Below are 23,146 nucleotides of genomic sequence, written 5' to 3'. Positions count from 1 at the left end.
CGACGGGGGCTTTCCGTCACGGGGGCGCTTGTCGTTAACGACAAGCGCCCCTTCGTTAACGGCGAGCACCCCTGTAACAGAGAGCACCCCCTTAACGGCGGGCGCTCCGTGACAATGGGCGCGTGACGAACCAAGAGGGCGCGGGGGCGGACCAGGACGACACGGGGGCGGGAGCAGGCGACGCGGGAGCGGGCCCAGGCAACACGGGAGCGGGCCCAGGCGACGCGGCGGACGGGTCGCTGCTGCTCGACCAGCAGCTGTGCTTCGCCCTGTACGCGGCCCAGCGCGCCGTGACCGCCGCGTACCGCCCGCTTCTCGACGAACTCGGCCTCACCTACCCCCAGTACCTGGTCCTGCTCATCCTCTGGGAGCGCGGCGAGACCACGGTCAAGGAGCTGGCGGGCGCGCTGCGGCTCGACTACGGCACGGTGTCGCCGCTGCTCAAGCGGCTGGAGTCGGCCGGACTCGTGCGCCGTGAGCGCTCGGCGCGCGACGAGCGGACGGTGCTCGTCGCGGTCACCGGCCGGGGCGAGGCGCTGCGGGAGCGCGCGGCGGGCGTGCCCCGGGATCTGCTGGCGGCGACGGGGCTGGACGGGGGCGAGGTGGCGCGGCTGCGGGAGGAACTGTGGGGACTGGCCGGACGGGCGCGGACGGCGGCGGGGCGCGGTCGCTGACCTGCGTGCCGGGGCGTAGCCGGAGCGGGACCGGGGCGTAGCCGGAGCGGCGCCGGAGCGGCGCTGAGGCTGCGCACCGGGTTACTCACGGTTTCTACCCCCTGGTAACCACCCCTTCCCTACCGACCAGTACCTTGTGCACGATGTACTTGCACACTCCTGTGTTTTCTGTACTGGGGGAGGTCCCGCCATGATCGATGGCACCGCTGTCGATGGCCCCGCTGTCGATGGCCCCGCTACCGACGACTCCGCTGTCCACGACACCACCGTTCGCGACACCGCTGTCGACACCCGCCCGACGAAGATCATGTACGTCGCCGAGGCCACCGCTCACGGCGGCCGGGACGGCTTTGTCACCAGCCAGGACGGCCAGATCGAGCTGAAGGTCGCGATGCCGCCCGCGCTCGGCGGCGACGGCAACGGCACGAACCCCGAGCAGCTCTTCGCGGCCGGATACAGCGCCTGCTTCCACAACGCGCTGGTACTGGTGGGGCGCCGGGCGGGCTACGACCTGAGCGGCTCCACGGTCGCCGCGAAGGTCGGCATCGGCCCCAACAGGCAGCGCGGTTACGGCCTCGCGGTCGCCCTGAGCGTCTCGCTTCCCGTCGTCGACCCGGGCGTCGCCGCGAAACTCGTGGACGCGGCCCACGAGGTGTGCCCGTACTCGAACGCGACCCGCGACAACATCGACGTCACGATCCTGCTGGGCTGAGGAATCGAAGGCCGTACGTGCGCGTTGCACCGATCGTCGTAGGCCGATCGGAACGGGAGTACGGGCGTGGACGTGAACGGCACAGTGGCCGAGGGCTTCGAGCCGGTCAGGGCAGCGTTCGTACGTAACTTCGAGACGTTGGGGGACCGGGGCGCGGCCGTCGTCGTGTACCGGGACGGGCGCAAGGTCGTCGACCTGTGGGGCGGCACGCGGGACGTCGACGGCACCGAGCCCTGGGAGCACGGCACCGCGCAGATCGTGCGCTCGGCGACGAAGGGCGTCGCCGCCGCCGTACTCCTGCTGCTCGCCCAGCGCGGGGAACTCGACCTGGACGCTCCGGTCAGCCACTACTGGCCGGAGTTCAAGGCGCGCGGCAAGGAGCGGACGCCCGTGTGGCACGTGCTCGCGCACCGGGCCGGGGTGCCCGTGCTCGACCGTCCGCTCACCCTGGCCGAGGCGGCCGATCCCGACATTGCCGCTGCCGCCGTCGCCGCCCAGGCGCCGGCGTGGGAGCCGGGCGCGGACCACGGGTATCACGCGCAGACGTACAGCTGGCTGACGGGCGAGCTGGTCCGGCGGGTGACCGGGCGCTCGATCGGGGCATGGATCGACGAGGAGATAGCCGCGCCGCTGGGGCTCGATGTGTGGGTCGGGCTGCCGGACGCGGAGCGGAAGCGCGTGGGCCGGGTCGCCCAGATCGAGGCCCCGGCGGCGGGCGGCGGCTTGCGGATCCGCCCCAAGCGCGCGGTCTCGGAGGCGTATGCGGACCCGTCCTCGCTGACCCGGCGCGCCTTCGCCGCGATCACTCCGCAGCCGGACGAGAACGACCCGGCGTATCTTTCGGCGGTCCTCCCCGCCTCCAACGGCGTCGCGACGGCGGAGGGGCTGGCCCGCTTCTACGCCGCGCTGATCGGGGAGGTGGACGGGGTGCGGCTGTTCTCCGAGGACACTCTCGAACGGGCGCGCGGCGAGCGCTCCGCGGGGCCCGACCGGGTGCTCGTCATCAACACCCGCTTCGGCCTCGGCTACATGCTGCACGGCAGCGCGTCCCCGCTGCTGAGTGCCGGCTCCTTCGGCCACCCCGGCCGGGGCGGGGCGCTCGGTTTCGCCGACCCCGAGTCGGGGATCGCGCTCGGATATGTGACGAACGGCTTCCGCAAGAGCGTGACGGCGGATCCGCGGGCGCAGGCGCTGGTGGGGGCGGTGCGGGCCTCCCTCGGGGAGTAGGCGCAGTCGCGGAACCTATCCGGCGTGCAGCATCAGCCCGATCCCCACCACCAGCAGCCCCGCCGCCGCGATCCGGGGCGCCCCGAACCGCTCCTTGAAGAAGACGGCCCCGATCGCCGCGCCGACGATGATCGACGACTCGCGCAGGGCCGCGATCGGCGCCAGTTCCGCCCGGGTCTGCGCCCAGAGGACGAGTGCGTACGCCGCGACGGACAGGGCCGCACCGAGCAGACCGAGAGCGGCGTAGGGCCGTAGCGTGACGCCGAGTCGACCACGCCACCGATAGGCCGCGTACGACGGGATCACCGCCCCCTGGACGGCCATCAGCCAGGCGATATACCCGAGCGAGGAGCCGGAGGCGCGCACGCCGAGGCCGTCCACGACGGTGTACGCGGCGATCGACAGCCCCGTGGCCAACGCGGCCCCGATCGCCGCCCAGTTGGGCCGGCGCCCGCGCAGACCCCACAGCGCCACGCCCGTCAGACCGGCGCACGACACCGCGATGCCCGCCGCCGCCCACCCGTCGGGAACCTCGTGCGCGAAGACCGCGGCCAGCGCGGTGACCACCAGGGGCGCGGTGCCGCGCGCGATGGGATACGCCTGCCCGAAGTCACCGAGCCGGAAGGACCGCATCAGCAGGACGTAATAGACGATGTGGATGATGGCGGACAAGAACAGATACGGCCACGCCCCGCCCGCCGGAAACGCCACGAACGGCGCCAGCGCCAGCCCGATCAGCATCCCGCCGCCCGCGATCAGCGTGAAGCCGACCAGCTTGTCGGTGATGCGATGCGCGATCGCGTTCCAACTGGCGTGAGTGACCGCGGCGAGCAGCACCGCCGCAGTCACCAGTGGCGTCACTGGGTCCGCTCGCGCACGTCCACCAGCGTGCCGCCCGCATGCGCGACCAGCGTCTTCGGATCCATCGGGAACACGGTGTACGGGGTGCCCGCGGCGGCCCACACCACGTCATGGTCCAGCAGCGAACGGTCCGCGAGCACCCGCGTCTTCGTCCGGTGCCCGAAGGGGGGTACGCCACCGATCGCGTACCCGGTCGCCTCCCGTACGACATCGGCCTTGGCCCGCGTCACCTTCTCGGCGCCGAGTTCCCGCCGCACGAGCTCGACATCCACCCGCGATGCCCCGTCCATCAGGACGAGCACCGGAACCCCGTCCACCGCGAAGATCAGCGACTTGCAGATCTGACTCAGCTCGCACCCGATCGCGGCGGCGGCCTCGGCGGCGGTACGGGTCGCCTCCGGGAAGCGCCGGATCCGCGCGGGCAGCTCCCCGAGACCCAACTCGCGCAGGGCCTCGGCGAAACGGGGGTGGGCTCCGGACTCTTCGCTGTTGATGGTCGTCATGAACGGCACGCTAGCGGTGGGTGTACGGAGCACGCGACCGAGTTCCGGGTCGCCGATCACTTGGTACGCCAGCGCACGGAGACGTAGCGAGGAGGCCGGTCCAGGCAAGGCCGACGGTGAAGTGGCCGTGGGGGCCGCCCGCTTCTTGGTCAGTGTCGTGCTTCCGCGAGCCGAGTAAAGGGCGCTCCGCTGCGCTACGCGTCGGCTACGCCGATCGGCCTCCGGCCGACCCTTGACACGGCTCGCTCCAGCACGTGGGAGAAGCGAGCGGGCGGCCCGGAAAGACGGGTGGCCGAGGTGGGTTTGCGGGTGAGGTGGGTTGGGTTGCGGGCCGGGGTGGACGGGGGACGCGGTCGCGCCTCGCCTGCACGCCGGGCGGGCTCAGCGGCGGACGGCCGGTGGGTGGTGCGCACGCGCGGAGTGGTGGCACGCCGGGCGAGCTCAGCGGCGGACGGCCGGTGGGTGGTGCGCACGCGCGGAGTGGTGGCACGCCGGGTCGGTTTGGCGACAGACGGCCGGTGGGGGCTACGCGCCGGCAGGGTGGCGGCACGCCGGGTCGGTTTGGCGACAGACGGCTGACCGGGAGGGGGAAGGGGGAGGGGGAGGGGGCCAGCATGGCGGCGGCACACCGGGTCGGTTCGGCGGGGTACGGCCAGTGGTCCGGGATGGGCGACGCTCCGGACGGCAAGAAGTCCCCTCCGAACCCCTCCGGGTGCGGAGAGCAGGCCATGTCACAGTAATTGGCGACTTTGGGCCAGCCCGCACATGGAAAACCCCAAGTCAGCAGCTGCAAGCATGGCCCAAATCTGCCAATTACCCCCGAAGGCGTGATCGGTGAGGCCGGTGTGACGGATGAGGTGTGTCACTGGTCAGAAGGCGCCTCGAACCAACCAACCCACCCACCAACCCACCAACCCGCCAGCCGCGAGACGCCAAGCCCACCGCCATGCCACCACCCCGCCGACGCGCAGCCCCCACCGCCCGTCTGCCTGCCGCTGAGCCGTCCCGGCGTGCAGGCGAGGCGCGTCCGCGCTGCCCGCACCACCCACCAGCCGTCCGCCGCCAAGCCCACCCGGCGTGCCGCCACCCCTGCCGGTGCGCAGCCCCCACCGCCTGTCCGCCGCTAAGCCGACCTGGCGTGCAGGCGAGGCGCGACCGCGGCTCCCGTCCACCCCGGCCCGCAACCCAACCCACCTCACCCGCAAACCCACCTCGGCCACCCGTCTTTCCGGGCCGCCCGCTCGCTTCTCCCACGTGCTGGAGCGAGCCGTGTCAAGGGTCGGCCGGAGGCCGATCGGCGTAGCCGACGCGTAGCGCAGCGGAGCGCCCTTTACTCGGCTCGCGGAAGCACGACACTGACCAAGAAGCGGGCGGCCCCCACGGCCACTTCACCGCTGACGGTTGGCCGACGCGTACGTGAGGAAGTCGGTCCAGGTGGTGGCAGCGACGGTGAGGTGAGGGGCGGCGGGGGTTTTGGAGTCACGGATGTGGATGGTGGCGGAGGCCACGGCTATCTCGACGCAGTCGTCGACTTCGGGGCCGCTGCTGTAGCTGCTTTTGAACCAGTGGAGTTCCGAAGTGCTCACAGTTCTCCCAGAGTTTGCTCGACGAAGGCCAGCGACTCCCCTGGTGAGAGCGCCTGGGACCGGATGATGCCATACCGTAGTTCGAGGATTCGGAGCTGCCTCAGGTCCGACACCGGGCGACCGTTGAAGGCCCCGTCAGCACGCCCCATCGCCGTACCGTCCTCGAACTTCAGCAGCTCGATCGGACCGTTCAATCCGGGGTGACTCCACCGGGAGGTAGGCATCACCTGGAGCTCTACGTTCGGCAACTGCGCCACCTCCAAGAGGCGTTCAAGCTGTCGGCGCAGCACCATTGTCCCTCCGACCGGACGCTCGAGCGTCACCTGCTCCTGGATAAAACTCAGTTCAGGCAGGGGTTCCCGGTTGAAGACGGCCTGGCGGGCCATGCGCGCCTGCACCGCCTGCTCCAATACCTCCGGCGCGTGTCTTGGTCGCCGTACCCCGAATACCGCCCTCGCGTACTCCTCCAGCCGGGAGGCCGCGGGGATGCGGGCCGCGGACCCTCGGCGAAGCCTTGGGGTACGGCGAGGACCTGATCCGCAAGGTGGAGCGCGGGGCGCGGATTCCGCGGGCGGACTTCCTGGACAGGGCGGACGAGATCCTGAAGGCGAGAGGGCACCTCAAGGCGCTCAAGGAGGATGTGGAGCCTCGACCAGCGGCGCGATCTCGTCCCCGGGCTCAACACCCCAGCCCGCCTCATCCACGTCCTCGCTCATGCCTCACCCCCAACGGACAGCCGAGACAGGACCGGACGAATGCCAGACAGCCACCGTACGCACAGGCCCCATCACTCCTCAGAGTAAGCAGAACCCACCACTCTGAGTGACGTGAACCAAGAAACCGCCACCCCCCACCCCCAACTCGACTCCCCCATCCGCAACTTCAGCGTCCTCCTGTCCCCCACACCTCGCGGCGCCCGCCTGGCCCGCCTGCTCGCGGTCGAACAACTCCGCAGCTGGGGACTTCCCTTGGACGCGCCGAGCCAGATCGTCGCCGAACTGGCGGCCAACGCGGCGACGCACGGCCGGGTCGCGGGCCGTGACTTCCGGCTGACGCTGTACGTGGTCGGCGACACGCTCCGTATCGAGGTGACGGACACGCGGGGTGACCGCCTCCCCTGCCTCGCCCCACCGCGCCCGGAAGCGGAAAAGGGCCGGGGTCTCCTCCTCGTGGCCGCGCTGGCCGCCCGCTGGGGCGTGGCGCTCGGGCCGTGGCCCCGGAAGACGGTCTGGGCGGAAGTGGGGATGCGAGGGGCCCATCACCCACACGGGTGATCATCACCTAATTAGCCGCGTATACGCATATCCCATTGTCATATGCTCGCCGCCGTTCAGCTCGAAAGGAAAGGAGCGCAATCTCCACGTGGTCAGTTCCCCGCACGAAGCGATGCACCGGATTTTCCGACAGGACCCGGGACTCTTCGCCCGTGTCACCCGCAAGCTCGGTATCCCGGCGTTCGGAACGCCGATCTCTGTCACCGAACTCCCTACCGACCTCAGCGAGAACCACCCGGTGGAGCGGCGGGTGGACACGCTGTTAGAAATCAAGGAGGCGGCCTGCAGCTACATCGTCGCTGTCGAAGCACAGGGAAAACCAGACAAGTCCAAACACGCCAGCTGGGCTTGGTACATGGCCTTCATCAACGACAAGTACAAGGTCCCCCCGGTACTCCTCGTCATCTGCCAGGACCGGAAGACCGCCGACTGGGCGGCCCGCCCCGTGAAGATCGGCCCCCCACAGTGGCAAGGTCTCGCCCTGCGGCCCCTGGTCTTCGGACCGGACGACATCCCCCTCGTCGAAACCCTGGACGAGGCCACCCGCGACGTCCCGATGACCGTTCTGTCCGCCGTTCTGCACGCCCGGGACCGGTCGGTCGATGCCACACTCAAGGTACTGGCAGCAGCTTTGAGGGCCATGGAGGCCCGCGACCCGGACAGCGCGCGAGTCTTCGCGGAATTCACCAATCAGGGCCTGGACAAGACCGAGGCCCTCAAGATCTGGAGGCAACTCTTGGCCGCCGAAACCTCCTTCTTCACGTCATCGGTGTCACAGGAAATCCGCGACGAAGGTCGCGCCGAGGGGGAGGTCAAGGGGGAGGTCAAGGGGCTCGCCAACTACCTCCTCCACCATCTCGACCGCCGAGGCATCCCCGTCTCCGACACCGACCGGGACCGCATCACCACCTGCGACAACCCCGACACGCTCACCCACTGGATCGACCTCGCCATCACCGCCACCTCCACCGCCGAGGTGCTCACCGAGGACCCGTCCGCCCAAGAACCCGGTGAGACGCAGTGACCGAGAACCCCCCGAACAACGGACCAGCCGGAGAGCTCTGCCGAGCCCTCACTTCGTCGTCCTGGTCAGAACGTTCGGACATTCCCGCCGAGGTCGCTGCCCAGGGCATCCTTACGGCCCTGAACGGCTTGGGCGTGTCCGTCTCCAAGGTCACCCCCCTCTCCGAGGTGTTCCCCGAAGAGCCTGTGCCCGTCGGCGCGCTGGCCCGGGAGGTCCGCGCCGAGCGAGTGCGCGAGGAGCTTGCCCGGGGATACGGCGAGATCTACGTCAGAGAGACAGCCTGGGAGTACCTCAAGGGATACTCCCAGAGCAGAACGGCTGACGTCTTGCTCCTCCTCGACCGCCGCGGCATCCTCGCCTCTGACGCCGACCGCGAACGCATCACCACCTGCAACGACCTCGACACCCTCACCCGCTGGTTCGACAGAGCCATCACCGCCACCTCCATCACCGAGGTGTTCGCCGAGGACCCGGCCTGCCAAGAGAAGTAACGGCACCAAAGGAACCAAAGGAACCAAAAGAGAGGGGCACCCCGCCACAACGCAGGGTGCCCCTCACCGCATCAGTCAGGTCTCAGACCTCAAGTCTCAGGCCCCAGACCTCAGACCCGTACCAACTCCCGGTCCTCGTCCTTGTCGCCGTCGCTCTGCTCGGACAGGGCGCGCAGGCCCTCGCCCTCGACGTCGACGTTGGGAAGGACGCGGTCCAGCCACTTCGGCAGCCACCAGGCCTTCTTGCCGAGCAGGGCGAGTACCGCCGGGACGATGGCCATGCGGACCACGAACGCGTCGAAGAAGACGGCGATCGCGAGGCCGAAGCCGATCATCTTGATCATCGACTCGCTGGAGCCGATGAAGCCGGAGAAGACGGCGATCATGATGACGGCCGCGGCCGTGACCACCCGGGCGCCGTGCTTGAAGCCGGTCACGATGGCCTGGTTGGGCTTCTCGCCGTGGACGTACGCCTCGCGCATCCGGGTCACGAGGAACACCTCGTAGTCCATGGCGAGACCGAAGACGACGCCCACCATGAAGATCGGCATCATCGACATGATCGGGCCGGTCTCCTCGACGCCCATCAGGCCGGACAGCCAGCCCCACTGGAAGACCACGACCACCGCGCCGAGCGCCGCCATCACGCTCAGCAGGAAGCCGAGCGCCGCCTTCAGCGGGACCAGGATCGAGCGGAACACGAGGATCAGGAGCAGGAAGGCGAGGCCGACCACCAGCGCCAGATACGGGACCAGCGCGTCGTTGAGCTTCTGCGAGAAGTCGATGTTCATCGCGGTGGTGCCGGTGACGTAGACGTTCGCGTCGGTGTCCGCCTTGATGTCGCCGCCCGCGTCGCGGATGGCGTACACCAGGTCCTCGGTCTTGACCGACGACGGCTTCGAGTCGGGGATGACCGTGATCATCGCGGTGTCCCCGGCCTTGTTGAACGCCGCCGGGCTCACCGCCACGACGCCGTTCAGGTCCTTGACGGTGTCCTCGACCTGGGCGGCCGCGCCCTTGGGGTCGTCGCTCGACTTGGCGTCCAGGACGAGCATCAGGGGACCGTTGAAGCCGGGCCCGAAGCCGTCGGACAGCGCGTCGTACGCCCGGCGCTGCGTGGTGGACGTCGGCTGCGAACCGTCGTCGGGCAGACCCAGTTCGAGCGAGGCCACCGGGACGGCGGCGGCGCCCAGGCCCACGACGCCGAGCAGCAGCACGGCGAGCGGACGGCGGACGACGAAGCTCGCCCAGCGGGTGCCCATGTTGGGCTTGCCCTCGTTCTTGGAGGCCCGGCCGCCGCCGAGCAGCTTGCTCTTCTTGCCGGCGGGCTGGACCTTCTTGCCCGCGTACCCGAGCAGCGCCGGGATCAGCGTCAGCGCGATGACGACGGCGATGGCGACCGTGCCGGCCGCCGCGAGGCCCATCTTCGTCAGCATCGGGATGTTGACGACCGAGAGGCCCGCGAGTGCGATCACGACCGTGAGGCCCGCGAAGACCACCGCGGAGCCCGCCGTACCGACGGCCCTTCCGGCCGCTTCTTCGCGCTCCCGGCCCTCGGCCAGCTCGGCCCGGTAGCGGGAGACGACGAACAGCGCGTAGTCGATGCCGACCGCCAGGCCGATCATCATCGCCAGCGTCGAGGTGTTGTCGCCGAGGTCGAGCGTGTAGGCGAGGGCGGTGATGGTGGAGACGCCGATGCCGACGCCGACGATCGCGGTCAGCAGCGGCAGCCCGGCCGCGATCAGCGAACCGAAGGTGATGACGAGGACGATCGCGGCGACCGCGATGCCGATGATCTCGGTGGAGCCGGTCTCGGGCGACGCCTCGAGCGCGTCACCGCCCACCTCGACACTCAGCCCGGCGTCCCGCGCGTCCTGCGCGGCCTCCTCCAGGGCCTGGGTCGAGGAGTCCTTCAGCTCCCTGCCGGAGACCTCGTAGGACACCGACGCGTAGGCGACGGACCCGTCCTTGCTCACGGCGTTGGACTTGAAGGGGTTTGTGACGGAGGTGACTTCGGAGCCGTTGCCGAGCGCCTTGACGGCCTCCTTGACGGTCGCCTTGTTGCCCGGGTCGTCCATCTTCTCGCCGCTGGGCGCCTTGAAGACGACACGTGCGGTCGCTCCGTCGGCGCTCGAGCCGGGGAAGCGCTGCTCCAGCAGGTCGAAGGCCTTCTGCGCCTCGGTGCCGGGGATCGAGAACGACGAGGTGCCGGCGGCGGGGGCGCTGGCCGCACCGACGCCCGCGAGTGTCAGCAACGCCACCCATATCAGGGCGACGAAGTGCCGTCGCCGGAAGGCGAATCGGCCGAGTTTATAGAGGAACGTGGCCACGAGGGCGTACTCCCGGTCAGGTCGTGGATGGCAGGGGGCTGGTGTGGTCACCCGGTTGGGCAGGGGGTATCAGCCCGACGACGTGAGCGGTCGCGTCAGGTGCAGATTCGGGGACTCGTCAGAGGGTTGGGGGGTGGTCTTGAGGGTTTGAGAGGCTCAGGCGCCGAGAGCGGGGAGGATCACGGCGTCGACGTACGAGGTGAGGAAGGCCTGCGTCGGAGGCAGGTCGTCGATCATGGTCCGGGCCGCGAAGCCGCCGATCATCATGTGCACCACGTAGTTCATCGCGGGGTTGTCCGGACGGATCTCGCCCCGGTCGACAGCACGTCGCAGCACCAGCCGGATCGCCTCGAGCTCGGGCTCGATGATCATCTCCCGGAAAGCCCTGAGGAGATCGGGGTTCCCGTGCATCGCCATGGCCAGACCCCGCATCAGCGCGGAGTTCTGCTCCAGCCCGCAGTCGTCCCCACGCTGGACCAGAGCGTGGAAGTCGCCCCGCAGGGACCCGGTGTCGGCATCAGCGAGGGAGACCGTCTGCTTCTGGCTCTTCAACGCCTTGACGACCAGCTCGGCCTTGCCGCCCCACTGGCGGTAGAGGGTGGCCTTACTGGACTTGGTGCGAGCGGCCACGGCGTCCATCGTCAGGGCGTCGTAGCCGACCTCCCGGAGCAGTTCGAGCACGGCCGCGTACAACTCGGCCTCACGTTCGGGCGTGATCCGACTGCGACGCGCCGTTGCGACTTCAGCCATCCCACTCACCTTCTCCTGCTCCGCGCCCGAAGCGGTCTGCTCCGAACGACACGGTTTCGTACATCACCGTCGTACGTCTCTGAAGATACCCCGAGAGCGAGCGAAACGAAACCGTTTCGTACGTGGCATGGGTCACGCACACTTTCCACGCAGGAACGCCCCGCGCACACGCCACGCACACTCACAAGTTGCCAGGGTCCGTCAGGGGGAAAAGCATGGATGGGTGAGCGACGAGTTCGAGAAGGCGCCCCAGGACCAGAACACCCCCGGCTACCTACGCTTCCCCCACCTCAGCGGCGATCGGCTCTGTTTCGCGGCCGAGGACGACCTGTGGGTTGCCCCCCTCGACGGACCCGGCCGCGCCTGGCGGCTCACCGTCGACCGCACCAAGATCGGGCACCCCCGCTTCTCCCCCGACGGCCGCCACATCGCGTACACCAGCTGGCGCAGCTTCGTGCCGGAGATCCATCTCGCGCCGGTCGACGGCGGCCCCGGCAGACGGCTCACCTACTGGGGCAGCGCGGACACCCAGGTCTGCGGCTGGTCCCCCGACGGCGACATCCTCGCCGTGGCCTCGCACGGCCAGCCGTTCTCGTACTTCACCTGGGCCTACAGCGTCCCCACCGACGGCGACCCCGGCGGCAGGCTCCCCTGGGGCCCGGTCGCCGGCATCCAGGTCGCCGACATCGAGGGCGAACGCAAGACCCTGCTGCTCACCGGCACCCCGCCGCACGAACCCGCCGCCTGGAAGCGCTACCGGGGTGGCGCGACGGGCCGACTGTGGCTGCACGGGCAGCGGTTGCTCGCCGACCTCGAAGGCCACTTCGACTGCCCCATGTTCGTCGGCGGCCGTATCGCCTTCCTCTCCGACCACGAAGGGGTCGGGAATCTGTACTCGTGCGCGTACGACGGCTCCGACCTGCGCCGCCACACCGACCACGACGCCTTCTACGCCCGCCACGCGTCCAGCGACGGCAACCGGGTGGTGTACCAGTGCGCCGGGGACCTGTGGATCGTCGACGACCTGTCCCCGGACTCGCTGCCGCGCCGTCTCGACGTCCGCCTGGGCGGCCCGCGCGCCGGACGGCGTACGTACCAGGTGCCGGCCACCCAGCACATCGACGGTATCTCCGTGGACGAGACGGGCCGGGCCAGCGCCGTCGTCGTACGCGGCAGCCTGTACTGGCTCACCCACCGCGACGGCCCCGCGCGCACCATCGCGGACACCCCGGGGGTACGGGTCCGGCTCCCCGAGATGCTCGGCTCCAGCGACCAGGTCGCCTATGTGACGGACGCGGACGGCGAGGACGCGATCGAGATCGCCTCGCTGCCGCGGGCCTCCGGCGAACGCGAGGCGCGCCGGCCCGCCTCCGGCGACCTGGGCCGCGTACTGGAGCTGGTGGCGGATCCGCAGGGCGAGCGGCTGGCGATCGCGTCGAACGACGGGCGGCTGCTCCTGACGACTGTGTCTGATGGAGCGGCTGCCACCGCGGGCACAGAGGAGTCGAACGGCGAGGTCACGGAGCTGATCCGGTCCATCAACGGGCCGGTGCGGGATCTCGCCTTCTCGCCGGACGGGGCGTGGCTGACGTGGTCGCACCCCGGAATCGGCCGGTCCCTGCGCCAGATCAAGATGGCGCGTATAAAGGACCGGCTCATCGTCGACGTCACCAACGGGCGCTTCGAGGACGAGAACCCCGTGTTCACCCGGGACGGCCGGTATCTGGCCTTCCTGTCCTGGCGCGGCTTCGACCCGGTGTACGACGTCCACACCGGCGACCTCTCTTTCCCGCTGGGCTGCCGCCCGTACCTGGTGCCGCTGTCCTCCGCCACCCCGTCCCCGTTCGCGCTGAACCCCGACGGGCGGCCGGTCGCCGGGGGCCTGGACCCGGTCGAGGACGAGGGCGCCGACGGTGCGGTGAGCGTCGAGCTGGAGGGGCTGGAGAGCCGGGTGACGCCGTTCCCGGTCACCGCGTCCAAGTACTCGGCGCTGTACCCGGTCGCGGGTGGCGGCCTGGTCTGGCTGCGCTGGCCGATCTCGGGCGCGCTGGGCGAGACCTTCGTCAATCCCGACGACACCTCCGGCCGCCCCACCCTCGAGTACTTCAACATCGCCAAGGCGAAGAAGTCCGAACTCGTCGAGCATCTGGACTGGTTCGCGGTGAGCGGCGACGGCTCTCGGCTGGTGGTCGTGGACGAGGGCGACCTGCGCGCCGTCCCCGCCACCGAGGCCGGCGACAGCGACTCGACGGTCTGGATCGACCTGCGCCGCATCATCCACGAGGTGCATCCGCCCGCCGAGTGGCGCCAGGCGTACGCGGAGGCGGGCCGCATCATCCGCTCCTACTTCTGGGAACCCCACATGTGCGGCATCGACTGGGACGCGGTGCTCGCGCAGTACCGCCCGCTGGTCGAACGGGTCGCGTCCCCGGACGAGTTCGCGGACCTGTTGCGCGAAGTCCTCGGTGAACTCGGCACCTCCCATGCGTACGTCGCCGCCGCCCGCCGCAACGAGGGCCCGGCCCACTACCAGCGCTGGCAGGGCCTGCTGGGCGCCAACTTCGTGCGCCGCGACGGGAGTTGGACGCTCCGGCGGATCCTCCCCGGTGATTCGTCGGACTCCAAGGCCCGCTCCCCCCTCGCCGGCACGGGCATTCGCGAGGGCGCCGTACTGACGCATGTGGACGGCCGCCCGGTGGACCCGGTGACGGGGCCGTATCCGCTGCTGGCGGGCGCGGGCGGTACGACGGTGGAGCTGACGTTCACGACGGCGGAGGGCGAGGGCCGGTCACGCCGGGTCGCCGTCGTCCCGCTGATCGACGAGCGGCCCCTGCGCTACCAGGACTGGGTGGCCAAACGCCGGGATGTCGTACGGGAGTTGAGCGGCGGGCGCTGCGGCTACCTGCACATCCCGGACATGGGCGGCTCGGGCTGGGCCCAGTTCAACCGTGACCTGCGTCTGGAGGTCTCGCGCCCGGCGCTGATCGTCGACGTGCGCGGCAACGCGGGCGGCCACATCAGCGAGCTCGTCGTCGAGAAATTGACGCGCGCGATCCTGGGCTGGGACCTGACGCGCAACGCCCAGCCGGTGTCGTACGCGTCGAACGCCCCACGGGGTCCGGTGGTCGCCCTCGCCGACGAGGCGACCTCGTCCGACGGCGACATGATCACGGCCGCGTTCAAGCTGCTGAAGCTCGGTCCGGTGGTCGGTCAGCGCACCTGGGGCGGAGTCGTCGGCATGACCGGCCGCCACCGCCTCGGCGACGGGACGGTGATCACGGTTCCGATGAACGCGGCCTGGTTCGACGCGTACGGCTGGTCCGTCGAGAACCAGGGCGTCACCCCGGACCTGGAGATCCTGCGCACCCCGCTGGACTGGGCGGAGGGCCGCCACGCCGAGATGGACACCGCGATCCAACTCGCCCTGGACCTACTGGCCACCCACCCCGCGTGTTCCCCACCGGACTATTCCAACGTCCCGGACAGGACAAGACCGAAGCTGCCCCCAAGGAGTCCCCGGTAGAAGACGCGAGGATCGGCGCCCCATAGGGGCGCCTCCCCGAACAACAAGCGTGGGGCGCCCCCAAGAAAGAGGGCACCCCACACTCTGCCGAAGCCCAGTGCAACGACCGTCAGACGTCGTAGTCCTGGTCGAGGCGGTCCTGAGCCTCCCGCTGCATGCGCTCAGGCTCCTGCTTGCTGCGGCTCCCCTCCGGGGAGCGGCGCTCCTGCGGAGAACGGCCGCGCTCAGGCTCCTGCGGGGTACGGGCACGACCCTTGGCCGTGCGCTCGCCCGTCTGCTCCTTCGCTTCGCCCTTCACTTCGCCCATCTTCTTCTTGCCCTGCTGCTTCAGCTGCTCAGCCTTGTCCTTGAACTGGTCTTGCATGCCCATGAGAATCACTCCGTTGTGGGTGAGGGGGATCGGGCCTCGACCAGAGTTACACGGGGGAACACGCTGCGCATTTCGATCAGTTACTCACGGTGAGATCCCTTGCCGCTGCTGCTCGTCGGCCGCTCCACCGGCGCCGACGAGCCCCGTACCGACACCCTTGAGCCGCGACTCGAAGCGCCGCATCTCCCGCTGGCCGACCGTCCCGATGATCCCGGGGAGGTATCCCCGGACGCCCTGCATCCCCCGCAGCCACCACTGCGCGTACACATGGCTGGAGCGACGCTCGATGCCCGCCACGATCCGATCGACCGCCGGGCCCAGCGGGTACGTCTTGTTGGACGGCCACGGCAGTCGTTGCCGCAGTTCGCGCATCACGTCGTCCTGGTCGGCCCCGCGCACCATGTCGGTGTCGGTCCAGGACAGGTAACCGACCCCGACGCGTACGCCCTTGTAGCCGACCTCGGCGCGCAGGCTGTGCGCGTACGCCTCGACGCCCGACTTGGACGCGCAGTACGCGGTCATCATCGGCGCCGGCGTGATGGCCGCGAGCGAGGCGATCTGGAGCAAGTAGCCCCGGCTCTCCAGGAGTACGGGCAGGAAGGCGCGGGCGGTGACCGCCGATCCGATCAGGTTGACCTCGATGACCCGCCGCCACGCGACCGGATCGGAGTCCACGAAGGGACCGCCGCTCGCGACACCGGCGTTGGCGACGACGATGTCCACCTTGCCGAACCGCTCCTTCACCTCGGCCGCGACCCGCGTCATCGCCTCGTGGTCGGTGACATCGGCGTACCAGTGGCCGCTCTCGCTGTGCAGCCGCTCCGAGACCTGTTTGAGGGCGTCCGCCTCGAGACCGACGAGCGCGACCTTGGCGCCGCGCGCGGAGAGTTTGCGGGCGAGGAGTTCGCCGACGCCCCGCGCGGCTCCCGTGACGACCGCGACCTGCCCTTCCAGGCGGCTGACCCTGCTCATGCGCCCTCCTTGATCTGTGCGTGAGTGGAGACGAGTTCGCGTATGCGGGAAGTGATCAGTTCGGGCGCCTCGACCGGCGTCATGTGCCCAAGCCCTGTCAGCTCGGTGAGTCCGACGCAGTTCGGCAGCGTCGCGACGAGGGCGCGGGCGTGTGTCACGGGCGTCATCCGGTCCGCCGTACCCGCCACTACGGCTGTCGGCACCGTCAACTCCCGTACGCCGTGGTCGAGATCGAGCCGGTCGAGCACCTGCGACCAGGCGTGCCGCACCGTGCGCGGACACGCGTGCACGATCCGCGCGCAGGCCTCGACCATGCCCGGCGACGAACCGGGGCCCATGGTCGCGTACTTGAGGATCCGCCGGGCCAACGGCGTGACCGGTCCGAGCGGCGCCCGCGATCCGAGGATCTGCCGGGTGACCCCGGTGCGCAGCCGCCCGGCGGGCATCGGCACCACCCGCGACTCGGCGACCAGTCGCGAACTGCCCGTGCTGCACAGCAGCGCGGCGGCCGCATGCGCGCGGAAGCGCGGTCTGGCCGAGGCGGCCATCAGTGTCATCCCGCCCATGGAGTGCCCCACGAGCACCGCCTTCTCGCCCGGCGCGAGCGTGGCCGCGAGGACGGCTTCCAGGTCGTCGGCGAGTGCGTCCGTACCGCATGCGTCGCTCGCGGGGCTGCGTCCGTGTCCGCGCTGGTCGTACGCGATCACGCGGTGGTCGGCGGCGAGATCCCGTATCTGGGCGGCCCAGAAGGCGGTCGAGCAGGTCCAGCCGTGGGCGAGGACGACGGGGGGCGCGCCCTCGGCGCCGTGCACTTCGACGTGCAGCCGGGCGCCGTCGGCGGAGACGGCGGTCAGTTCGCGCGCGGGCGTGGGCGGGGCGTACGGGCCGCTCGCCACGGGGGTCGGTCGGCTCACGCTCCGGCCTCCACCGTCTCGGCCGGGTTCTCGGTACGCGGCCGGGGTGCCCGCAGGACCTCGTACTCACCCAGGTCCACGCGCCGCGTGTTGCTCCGGAACTCGGCTGTCGTGCCCGGCCAGACGGTCGTGTTGCGGCCGTTCGCGTCGAGGTACCAGCTGGTGCAGCCGCCGGTGTTCCACACCGTGCGCTTCATGCGCTCCTGGACCCGGTCGTTCCAGGCGTCCACGGCGCCCGGCCGCGGGTCGAGGGCGACGCGCCCGCCGAGGACGTTCAACTGCCGCATGTAGTCGACCATGTAGTTCAGCTGGGACTCGATCATCAGGATCATGCTGGAGTTCCCCAGCCCCGTGTTGGGTCCGATGATCGTCATCCAGTTGGGGAAATTGACGGCGGTGGCGCCGCGCAGCGACTTCATGCCCTCCTTCCAGCTCTCCGCGAGCGTCCGGCCGTCGGCGCCGACGACCCGGTCGGCGATCGGCATGTCGGTGACGTGGAAACCCGTACCGAAGACGATCGCGTCGACCTCGGCCTCGCTGCCGTCGGCGGCGACGAGGGTGGAGCCGCGGACTTCGCTCAGGCCACTCGCGACCACGTCCACATTGGGCTGGGCGAGCGCCGGGTAGTACGCGTTGGAGAGCAGGATGCGCTTGCAGCCGATGCGGTAGTCGGGGGTCAGCTTGGCGCGCAGCGCCGGATCCTTGATGGCCCGGGCGATATTGCGCTTGGCCAGCTTCTCCACCATCCCCAGCTCATCGGGCCGCTTGGTGAACGCATGGACCTGCACCTCCCGGATGCCCCACAGGAGTCCGCGCCGCATCTGCGCGGTGAAGGGCAGCTGCCGGTGCAGCCAGCGCTCGGCGCCGCTGATGGCACGGTCGACCCGGGGCATCACCCACGGCGGAGTGCGCTGGAAGAGGGTGAGGCGGGCGGTCTCCGGCTGGATCGACGGCACGATCTGGATGGCCGAGGCGCCCGTGCCGATCATGGCGACGCGCTTGCCGCGCAGGTCGTAGTCGTGGTCCCAGCGGGCCGAGTGGAAGACCTTGCCGGGGAAGGTGTCGATGCCCGGGATGTCCGGGACCTTGGGATCGGAGAGCGGTCCGGTCGCGGACACGACGACGTCGGCGGTGAGGAACCCGCCGCTGGTCTCGATCTCCCAGCGCAGCTGCTCCGCGTCCCACGTCATCATCGTGACTTCGGAGTTGAAGCGCAGATGCGACCGCAGCCGGAAGACGTCCGCCACATGCTCCAGGTACGCGCGGATGTGCTCCTGTCCGGAGAAGGTGCGCGGCCAGTCGGGGTTGGGCGCGAACGAGAACGAGTAGAGGTGGGACGGCACGTCGCAGGCGCACCCGGGGTAGCTGTTGTCCCGCCAGGTGCCGCCCACGCTGTCGGCCCGTTCCAGGACGACGAAGTCGGTGATCCCTTCGCGGCGCAGCCGCACCGCCGCCCCCAGGCCACCGAACCCGGACCCGATCACCGCCACTCGTACATGCTCGCGCTCGGTCGTCCCGTCGCTCATTCCGACGCCTCCCTAGCCACCCGACCCTGCCAGTGAACACTGGCACAATGGGGAGGGTAGAGCAGGCGCGTACTCATGGGTAGGGGTCGCGGCCACGGCGTTGACATCAGCGGCTCCGCCGCGGGTGCCGACGGTACGACGTAGGGTTTCGCCCGTGGCACAGAAGCGCGAGTACCGGATGGAGGAGCTGGCCAAGGAGGCCGGCATCACCGTGCGCACCCTGCGCTTCTACCGGGAGCGCAAGCTCATACCGCCGCCCCGCCGCGAAGGCCGTATCGCCTGGTACGACGACACGCACCTGGCCCGCCTGCGCACGATCTCGGCGCTCCTCGAACGCGGCCACACCCTCAGCGGCATCGCGGAACTGGCCGAGGCCTTCGACCACGGCCGCGACGTGGGCGAGCTGCTCGGCCTCGGTGAGGTGACGGAGGAAACCCCGGTCCGCCTCTCCCCCGAGGAGCTGGCCGACGTCTTCGCGGGTCAGGCGACCCCGGAGAACCTCGCCGCCGCGCTCGACCTCGGCTATCTCGGCACCGACGGCGGCGAGATCGTCCACGTCAGCCGGCGTCTGCTCGACGTCTCGGCGGCCCTGGTCCGCGAGGGCATCCCGCTGGCCGACGTCCTGGCCGCGGCCCGCCGCGTCCGCGACCATGCCGACGCCCTCGCCGAACTCTTCACCGCCCTCGTCCTCACCGAGGACCGCACCACGGAGGACCTGCGGCGCCTGCGCCCCCTGGCGAAGAGCGTGGTGGAGGCGGAACTGTCGATGGCCCTGGACCGCAGACTCAGCCGCCGGCCCCTCTAGACAGCACGGAGTGGGACGGCGGCAGCGACCCTCACCTCTCGAAGACCACGGTCACCGGAGCGTGGTCCGACCACCGCTCCCCGTGGCTGGCGGCCCGCTCCACGAACCCCTTGACCGCCTTGCCCGCGAGCCCCGGCGTGGCGACAGCGAGGTCGATCCTCCAACCCGAGTCGTTGTCGAAGGCCCGCCCCCGGTACGACCACCACGAGTACGGCCCCTCGACATCCGGATGCAGCTCTCGCACGACATCGACGTACCCGCCGTCAGCCGCGTCGAAGACCCGCCCCAGCCACTCCCGCTCGTCGGGCAGGAACCCGGAGTTCTTCTTGTTCGCCCGCCAGTTCTTGAGGTCGGCCTCCTGGTGGGCGATGTTCCAGTCGCCGCAGACCACGACCTCGCGCCCGTCGGCGGCGGCCCGCTCGCGCAGCCCCTTCAGATAGGGGAGGAACTCCCCCATGAACCGGATCTTCTCGTCCTGCCGCTCGGTGCCGACCTCGCCGGAGGGCAGGTAGAGGCTGGCGACGGTGACACCGGGCAGATCGACCTCGACGTACCGCCCGCTGGAGTCGAACTCCTCGGACCCGAACCCGACCTGGACGCGGTCCGGCTCGCGCCGCGTGTACAGGGACACGCCCGCACGCCCCTTGGCGGCGGCGGGCGCGTGCACGACGTGCCACCCGTCCGGCTCGCGGACCTCCTCGGGCAGCTGTCCGGGCTCGGCCCGCACCTCCTGAAGGCACAGCACGTCCGCCGAGGTCTGCGCGAGCCACTCCACGAAGCCCTTCTTCGCGGCGGCCCTGAGCCCGTTCACATTGACCGAGGTAATAGTCAGCACCCGGGCACGATACTTAATTCCTACCGCTCATCATATGCATAGATGTACGATGCTCCGCATGTATATCCGTCCGGTCCCCTTCGACCACCCCGACGCCGTCAAGCTCAACGACAAGGTGCAGCTCGAGTACGCCGAGCGGTACGGCAACGGCGAGGGCGATGCCACCCCGCTCGACGCGTCGATGTTCGAGCCGCCGCTCGGCCTGTACCTCCTCGCGTACGACGAGCAGGACCGCCCGGTCGCGACCGGCGGCTGGCGCAGCCAGGACGAGAACGACGAGGGGTACTCGGACGGCGACGCCGAGCTCAAGCGCATGTTCGTGACCCAGGAGGCGCGCGGCCTCGGCCTCGCCCGGCGCATCCTGGCCGCCCTGGAGGACGACGCCCGCACGGCCGGCCGCACCCGCATGGTCCTGGAGACCGGCGCCAAGCAGCCGGAGGCGGTCGCCCTCTACATGTCCAGCGGCTACGAACCCTGCGCCAAGTTCGGCCACTACCGCTTCGACGAGCTGAGCCTGTGCTTCGCCAAGCCGCTGACCGTCACGGAGGGAGCGGAGAACAGCTAGGGGGTGTCGTTTGGATCACCCCGGGTCCGCGACGCCTGGCACGGCACCTCGCCGCGTTGTCGCCTCACCCGAGTACGCCCAGTACGCGGGTCATGCTCCGCCTTGCGATGCGCCGCACCAGGCGCCGCGGCCTGATCCGAGGTGATCCAAACGACACCCCCTAGCCGGCTAGCGCACGTACAACTCCTCGATCTCCTTGCTGAAGTCCCGTTCGACCGCCGCCCTCTTGAGCTTCATGGTGGGGGTCACATGGCCCGCCTCCTCCGTGAAGTCCACCGGGAGGACGGCGAAGCGGCGAATGGACTCGGGCCGGGAGACGAGTTTGTTGGCCTCGTCGACGGCACGCTGGAGAATGACCCGCAACTCCGGGTCGTCGACGAGGAGTTCGGGCGGCACGGGGTGCTTGCCGATCATCTGGCGCCAGTGGGTGACGCCGTTGAGGTCGAGGGTGATGAGAGCGGTGACGTAGGGGCGGCGGTCGCCCAGGACGATGGCCTGCGCGATCAGCGGGTGTGAGCGGAGCCAGTTCTCCAGGGGCGCGGGGGCCACGCTCTTGCCGCCCGCGGTGATCAGGATCTCCTTCTTGCGGCCGGTGATGGTCAGATAGCCGCCGTCGTCCAGCTCGCCGATGTCACCCGTCGCGAACCAGCCGTCCGGGGCCGCGTCGACCACACCGCCCCCTTGCGGATCCCAGTACCCGCGGAACACCTGCCCGCCGCTCAGCAGTACCTCGCCGTCCGCGGCTATCCGTACCCGGGTGCCCGGCAACGGCCAGCCCACCGTCCCCAGCCGGGGTTTGAGCGGCGGCGTGATCGTCGCGGCCCCCGTCACCTCCGTCAGGCCGTAACCCTCGTAGACCTCGATGCCGGCGCCCGCGTAGAACGCGGCGAGGCGGCGGCCGAGCGGGGAGCCGCCGCAGATCGCGTAACGGACCTTGCCGCCCAGGGCGTTGCGGATACGGCGGTAGACGAGCGGATCGTACAGGGCGCGGGCCGCCCGCTGGGAGCGCGAGGGCCCCGGGCCCGTGCCGTGCTGCCGGGCCTCGACCGCTTCCCCGAAACGGCCGGCGATGCCCGCAGCCCGGTCGAAGGACGAGCCGCGGCCCATCTTCTCGGCCGTCGCCCGGCCGGTGTTGTAGACCTTCTCCAGGACGTACGGGATGGCCAGCAGGACGGTCGGCCGGAAGCTCGCCAGGTCCGCCAGCAGCTCCTCGGTCCGCAGGCTCGGCGCGTGACCCAGCCGCACCCGCGCCCGCAGACAGGCGATCGCGACCATCCGCCCGAAGACGTGCGAGAGGGGAAGGAAGAGGAGCATGGACGCGGGGTCCGACGTCTTCGCCTTGAAAATGGGGTAGAGCAGATCGATCGCGTTGTCGATCTCGGCGAAGAAGTTGCCGTGGGTGAGCACACAGCCCTTGGGGCGGCCGGTCGTGCCGGAGGTGTAGATGAGGGTGGCGAGCGTGTCGGGACCCAACACCCCACGGCGTACGGCGACCTCCTGGTCGGGGATGTCCTGGCCCAGCTCGGCCAGCCGCTCCACATGCCCCTTCTCGAAGACCCACATGTGCCGCAGATCGGGGATCCGGTCGCGTTCCGGGCCGATCGCGGCGGACTGCGCGACGGTCTCGGTGGCGAGGGCGACCGCCCCCGAGTCCTGGAGGATCCAGCGGACCTGGAAGAGGGAGGACGTGGGGTAGATGGGGACGGTGACCAGGCCCGCCGCCCAGGCCGCGAAGTCCAGCAGCGTCCACTCGTACGTCGTCCGCGCCATGATCGCGAGCCGGTCCCCGGGGACCAGGCCCTCGGCGATCAGCCCTTTGGCGACCGCCAGCACCTGTGCGGCGAACTCGGACGCGGTCACGTCCTCCCATGCGCCGTCGAGGCCCTTGCGGCTGAGGACCGCCTCCCCGGGTGCCGCGGTCGCGTTGTCGAACGGGATGTCCGCGAGGGAGCCGTGGGTCACCTCGCCCACGAGCGGTGGCACGGCGACCTCGCGCACGACTCCGTCCAGCCGCCTGATCTCGGGCTCCACGAGGGTGGGTGCGGAGGAGTACGGGCTGGACAGGCTGGACATGGGGCGGCTCCTTGTCTGCCGGGGCCAGGGTGACGTGAGGGGCTAAAGCCTCATACGGGCCTGGGAGATGGGGGGTTCATGCGAGAGCATGTGAGGCATTCGTGGCAGGAGTGATGGATCGTACGGCGCCG

At 70.2% G+C, this 23,146-nt stretch carries 20 protein-coding genes and 2 pseudogenes; 10 read left to right on the top strand and 12 right to left on the bottom strand.

The genetic code is table 11. From position 1 onward, the window contains the following. Positions 1-239 precede the first annotated feature (239 nt). The 3 genes from ACX28W_RS26550 to ACX28W_RS26540 all read left to right on the top strand — a co-directional run bounded on the left by ACX28W_RS26550 (position 240) and on the right by ACX28W_RS26540 (position 2,613). Positions 240-674 (top strand): MarR family winged helix-turn-helix transcriptional regulator, encoded by a 435-nt coding sequence (locus ACX28W_RS26550; protein ID WP_459002032.1) that lies wholly within the window; start codon positions 240-242, stop codon positions 672-674. Positions 675-981: 307 nt separating this feature from the next. Continuing rightward, entirely contained in the window at positions 982-1,386 is a 405-nt protein-coding gene (locus ACX28W_RS26545; protein WP_459002030.1) for an organic hydroperoxide resistance protein, read from the top strand. Positions 1,387-1,452: 66 nt separating this feature from the next. After that, positions 1,453-2,613, top strand: coding sequence for a serine hydrolase domain-containing protein (locus ACX28W_RS26540; RefSeq protein ID WP_459001960.1), 1,161 nt, complete (start codon positions 1,453-1,455; stop codon positions 2,611-2,613). Positions 2,614-2,628: 15 nt separating this feature from the next. Here ACX28W_RS26540 and ACX28W_RS26535 read toward each other — a convergent pair whose 3' ends face one another. From ACX28W_RS26535 to ACX28W_RS26520, 4 genes and pseudogenes are all read right to left on the bottom strand, one after another. Then, the gene (locus ACX28W_RS26535; protein WP_459001959.1) at positions 2,629-3,474 is read right to left on the bottom strand and encodes an EamA family transporter; all 846 of its coding nucleotides are present in this window, start codon (positions 3,472-3,474) and stop codon (positions 2,629-2,631) included. Then, positions 3,471-3,977 (bottom strand): YbaK/EbsC family protein, encoded by a 507-nt coding sequence (locus ACX28W_RS26530; RefSeq protein WP_459001957.1) that lies wholly within the window; start codon positions 3,975-3,977, stop codon positions 3,471-3,473. The genes ACX28W_RS26535 and ACX28W_RS26530 overlap by 4 nt, the downstream gene beginning before the upstream one ends. Positions 3,978-5,365: 1,388 nt before the next feature. Next, positions 5,366-5,563: a DUF397 domain-containing protein gene (locus ACX28W_RS26525; protein ID WP_459001956.1), complete on the bottom strand. Its 198-nt coding sequence runs from the start codon at positions 5,561-5,563 to the stop codon at positions 5,366-5,368. Further along, positions 5,560-6,027: pseudogene (locus ACX28W_RS26520) on the bottom strand (DUF5753 domain-containing protein); the annotation flags it as partial. The gene ACX28W_RS26525 and the pseudogene ACX28W_RS26520, both read right to left, overlap by 4 nt. A gap of 7 nt (positions 6,028-6,034) precedes the next feature. Between ACX28W_RS26520 and ACX28W_RS26515 the strand changes: the two are divergent. The 4 genes and pseudogenes from ACX28W_RS26515 to ACX28W_RS26500 all read left to right on the top strand — a co-directional run. Continuing rightward, positions 6,035-6,209: pseudogene (locus ACX28W_RS26515) on the top strand (helix-turn-helix domain-containing protein); the annotation flags it as partial. 181 nt (positions 6,210-6,390) lie between these two features. After that, entirely contained in the window at positions 6,391-6,837 is a 447-nt protein-coding gene (locus ACX28W_RS26510) for an ATP-binding protein (protein ID WP_459001954.1), read from the top strand. An 88-nt stretch (positions 6,838-6,925) separates the two neighbouring features. Further along, positions 6,926-7,861: a hypothetical protein gene (locus tag ACX28W_RS26505; protein WP_459001952.1), complete on the top strand. Its 936-nt coding sequence runs from the start codon at positions 6,926-6,928 to the stop codon at positions 7,859-7,861. Continuing rightward, a complete protein-coding gene (locus ACX28W_RS26500) occupies positions 7,858-8,352 on the top strand; it encodes a hypothetical protein (protein ID WP_459001951.1) in 495 nt (164 codons plus the stop codon). The genes ACX28W_RS26505 and ACX28W_RS26500 overlap by 4 nt, the downstream gene beginning before the upstream one ends. Before the next feature lie 110 nt (positions 8,353-8,462). On the opposite strand, the gene ACX28W_RS26495 is transcribed toward ACX28W_RS26500, so the two are convergent. Together ACX28W_RS26495 and ACX28W_RS26490 are read right to left on the bottom strand one after the other, a co-directional pair. Continuing rightward, positions 8,463-10,682 (bottom strand): MMPL family transporter, encoded by a 2,220-nt coding sequence (locus tag ACX28W_RS26495; protein WP_459001949.1) that lies wholly within the window; start codon positions 10,680-10,682, stop codon positions 8,463-8,465. Between the two features lie 156 nt (positions 10,683-10,838). Further along, on the bottom strand, positions 10,839-11,432 hold the full coding sequence (locus ACX28W_RS26490; protein WP_459001947.1) for a TetR/AcrR family transcriptional regulator: 594 nt from the start codon (positions 11,430-11,432) through the stop codon (positions 10,839-10,841). A 223-nt stretch (positions 11,433-11,655) separates the two neighbouring features. On the opposite strand from ACX28W_RS26490, the gene ACX28W_RS26485 reads away from it, so the two are divergent. After that, positions 11,656-14,955: a S41 family peptidase gene (locus ACX28W_RS26485; RefSeq protein WP_459001945.1), complete on the top strand. Its 3,300-nt coding sequence runs from the start codon at positions 11,656-11,658 to the stop codon at positions 14,953-14,955. Positions 14,956-15,064: 109 nt separating this feature from the next. On the opposite strand, the gene ACX28W_RS26480 is transcribed toward ACX28W_RS26485, so the two are convergent. From ACX28W_RS26480 to ACX28W_RS26465, 4 genes are all read right to left on the bottom strand, one after another. Then, positions 15,065-15,325, bottom strand: coding sequence for a hypothetical protein (locus tag ACX28W_RS26480; protein ID WP_459001943.1), 261 nt, complete (start codon positions 15,323-15,325; stop codon positions 15,065-15,067). 84 nt (positions 15,326-15,409) lie between these two features. Continuing rightward, positions 15,410-16,297 carry an SDR family oxidoreductase gene (locus tag ACX28W_RS26475; RefSeq protein ID WP_459001941.1) on the bottom strand — a complete coding sequence of 296 codons (888 nt, stop codon included), beginning with the start codon at positions 16,295-16,297 and terminating at the stop codon, positions 15,410-15,412. Beyond that, a complete protein-coding gene (locus ACX28W_RS26470; RefSeq protein ID WP_459001939.1) occupies positions 16,294-17,211 on the bottom strand; it encodes an alpha/beta fold hydrolase in 918 nt (305 codons plus the stop codon). Before ACX28W_RS26470 ends, ACX28W_RS26475 begins: the two co-directional genes overlap by 4 nt. Beyond that, the gene (locus ACX28W_RS26465) at positions 17,208-18,737 is read right to left on the bottom strand and encodes a flavin-containing monooxygenase (RefSeq protein WP_459001937.1); all 1,530 of its coding nucleotides are present in this window, start codon (positions 18,735-18,737) and stop codon (positions 17,208-17,210) included. Before ACX28W_RS26465 ends, ACX28W_RS26470 begins: the two co-directional genes overlap by 4 nt. A 178-nt stretch (positions 18,738-18,915) precedes the next feature. On the opposite strand from ACX28W_RS26465, the gene ACX28W_RS26460 reads away from it, so the two are divergent. After that, positions 18,916-19,542 (top strand): MerR family transcriptional regulator, encoded by a 627-nt coding sequence (locus tag ACX28W_RS26460; RefSeq protein ID WP_459002028.1) that lies wholly within the window; start codon positions 18,916-18,918, stop codon positions 19,540-19,542. A 31-nt stretch (positions 19,543-19,573) separates the two neighbouring features. Here ACX28W_RS26460 and ACX28W_RS26455 read toward each other — a convergent pair whose 3' ends face one another. Beyond that, positions 19,574-20,377, bottom strand: coding sequence for an exodeoxyribonuclease III (locus ACX28W_RS26455; RefSeq protein WP_459001936.1), 804 nt, complete (start codon positions 20,375-20,377; stop codon positions 19,574-19,576). A gap of 58 nt (positions 20,378-20,435) precedes the next feature. Between ACX28W_RS26455 and ACX28W_RS26450 the strand changes: the two genes are divergently transcribed. Then, positions 20,436-20,942 (top strand): GNAT family N-acetyltransferase, encoded by a 507-nt coding sequence (locus tag ACX28W_RS26450; protein WP_459001934.1) that lies wholly within the window; start codon positions 20,436-20,438, stop codon positions 20,940-20,942. A gap of 168 nt (positions 20,943-21,110) precedes the next feature. On the opposite strand, the gene ACX28W_RS26445 is transcribed toward ACX28W_RS26450, so the two are convergent. After that, a complete protein-coding gene (locus tag ACX28W_RS26445) occupies positions 21,111-23,015 on the bottom strand; it encodes an AMP-dependent synthetase/ligase (protein ID WP_459001932.1) in 1,905 nt (634 codons plus the stop codon). Between the last annotated feature and the right edge of the window lie 131 nt (positions 23,016-23,146).

It is taken from the genome of Streptomyces sp. SD15 (genome assembly GCF_054462255.1).
Note: the sequence above shows the minus strand (reverse complement) of the source record. Positions and strands in the feature narration are given on the sequence as shown.